This is a genomic window from Rhizobacter sp. (genome assembly GCF_035702065.1).
GTDB lineage: Bacteria > Pseudomonadota > Gammaproteobacteria > Burkholderiales > Burkholderiaceae_C > Rhizobacter.
Genome location: NZ_DASSRA010000441.1, coordinates 1 through 2,438, shown reverse-complemented (window position 1 = coordinate 2,438; position 2,438 = coordinate 1). Strand labels below are relative to the sequence as shown.

The following is a 2,438-nucleotide window of genomic DNA, read 5'->3' as shown; positions in this document are numbered from 1 at the left end:
CAGGAAGTGTAGTGAAGTGTGTGCCGGACGCCTGCGCTGGGCATCCTCAGGGCGGATGAGGGCCTGTCCGTGGGATATGTGCTGATCTGGATTGGGTCGCCAGGGCGCACTGGCGCACGGGCGCGAGGGCCGGTCGGGCAGGTCGCTGGGAGGCAAAGGCGAGACCTGGCCCCGACGCGTGCAGATTCCAGTGCTGATTGAGCTTGACGTCGTCTACTTCCGCAATGCCGCGATCTCGCCCTGCACCAGGGAGACCGTTTCATGGATGGAGCGTCCGTACTTGTTGATGACGGGCTTGACTTTGTTGCGCAGCTTTGCCAACTCGTCCGCAGACGGCTTTGTGACCTGGACGCCGTTCTTCTCCAGACTTTCCAGGGCTGAAGAGGCCGCCTCTCGCGACTTGGCTCGCTGGAAAGTGGCCGATTCTTGGACCGCTTCAGTGATGGCCTTGCGATCCTCGGCAGACAAGGTCTCCCACACCTTGCCGCTGACCAGCACGGACTGAGGGTTGTACTGATGATGGGTCAGCGCGAGGTGAGGTTGGGACTCGTACAGCTTGGCGGCAAGGATGGTCGCCACCGGGTTCTCCTGGCCATCGACAGTCTTCTGTGAAAGCGCCGCCGGTAGTTCATTGAACGGCAGCGGGACCGCGGTGGCTCCCAGTGCTGCAACCCATTCCGTGTTGATCGGGTTGGGAATGACGCGCAGCTTCAAGCCCTCGAGGTCCTCCGCCTTGATGATGGGCCGTTTGGAGTTTGAGATATCACGGAAGCCAAGTTCGAAGTACCCCAGGCCCACAAGGCCGCTCCCAGCCAGTTTGGAGTGCAGAGCGGCGGCCGTGGTGCCATTGAGAACTGCGTCGGCTTCTGCGATGGAATTGATCATGAAGGGCAGGTCAAAGACGGCAAACTCCGGCTGCACGCCCGCCAGGATGCCTGAATTCATTGACGCCATCTCCAGGGATCCCCCTTGCAATGCCGCCAGGCACGCCTGGTCGTTGCCGAGCTGGCCGCCGGGAGTCACCGCGATCTTCAATCGTCCTGAGGTCTTGGCTGCCACCAGCTGCGCGAGGCGCTCCATCCCCAGCACGATGGGGTGGCCCTTCGCGTTCTGATTGGCAAAGCGCAAGGTGCGTGCCTCAGCCCGAGCCGATGCCGCGAACATGCAGGCGCCCGCACAAGCCGCCATGGATTTCAGGAATTTGCGTCTCATCTTGCTTCTCCGGGAGGTGGAAGGGTGATGTGCCAACCAGGCGCCGAGGGCGGCCAGAGGGGGCGGCCGGGCGCCATGCACTAGACCAGGCGAAATGTGGACACAGTAGCCGCCAGCAGCCGTGACTGCTCCTTGAGATGCTCGGCGGCTGCGCTGGATTGCTCGACCAAGGCAGAGTTCTGCTGCGTCATGTGATCGATCTCGCCGACTGCCGCATTGATTTCGCCGATTCCGGTGGCCTGCACCTGAGCTGTCTCGGAAATCTCGCCGATCATCGAACTCACCTTCCGAACGAGGTTGACGATGTCGTCCATGGTCCGGCCTGCATCGCCGACCAGGTTCGCTCCCGCATCGACATGCCCGGATGACTTCTCGATCAGGCTCTTGATCTCTTTCGCGGCAGTTGCTGCTCGCTGCGCGAGCGACCTGACCTCCGACGCAACGACTGCGAAGCCGCGACCCTGTTCGCCTGCGCGTGCAGCTTCGACCGCCGCATTGAGCGCGAGGATGTTGGTCTGGAACGCGATGCCATCGATGACGCCGGTGATGTCGGCGATCTTGCGTGAACTGCCCGATATCTCATTCATCGTGTCGACCACGCGGGCGACGACGTCGCCGCCACGCGATGCGGCCTCGGAGGTGCTTTTCACCAGGATGCTTGCATCATGGAAGAACTGCTTGGATTGGACAGTGGAGCCCGTGAGCCGTTCCACCGACGCCGCGGTGAGTTGCAGGTTCGATGCCGCGCGCTCCGTCCGCTGACTCAGGTCAAACGTGCCTACCGCCACCTCCGTGCTGGCAGTCTGGATGTTGTCGGCAGCCTGCGAGATCCCCGAGACCACGTTGCGAAGCTGTTCCTGCATGCTTGCGAGGCTCTGCAGCAGCCGGGACACCTCGGTCGGGCCGGCGGGGTCGATCGGCGTGCGGAGGTCCCCGTCGGCAATGCGTTCCGAGATGCCGATGGCCTGTTCGATCGGCCCTGAGACGCTGCGCAAGATCGCTCCCGCGAGCACAACACCGGCACTCACTGCGACCAGCACTGCAGCCAGTGTGAACACCTGCGCGCCGCGTGCGACCGACGCGGCGTGGCGGTACGAACTTTCATTCAATTCGCCCTCGAGCTTGAGCAGCGCGGCCGTCTGCGCCCGCCAAGCACTTTCTGCCGGCACCACGGCTCGCGTCAGCGCATCAGTGGCGCCGAGGCTGTCACCCGACTTGCCCAATGC

Annotated in this window: 2 protein-coding genes; both read right to left on the bottom strand. The window is 63.3% G+C overall.

Going from position 1 to position 2,438, the window contains the following annotated elements; translation table 11 throughout:
• Positions 1-213: 213 nt before the first annotated feature.
• Entirely contained in the window at positions 214-1,212 is a 999-nt protein-coding gene (locus VFL64_RS19345; protein ID WP_489542017.1) for a DctP family TRAP transporter solute-binding subunit, read from the bottom strand.
• Between the two features lie 80 nt (positions 1,213-1,292).
• Positions 1,293-2,438 (bottom strand): methyl-accepting chemotaxis protein (locus VFL64_RS19340; RefSeq protein ID WP_489542016.1); only part of this gene is annotated, 1,146 nt, incomplete at its 5' end.

Coding starts and splice junctions, on each gene's coding strand:
- VFL64_RS19345 (WP_489542017.1), bottom strand. CDS start 1,212: ATGAGACGCAAATTCCTGAAATCCATGGCGGCTTGTGCGGGCGCCTGC.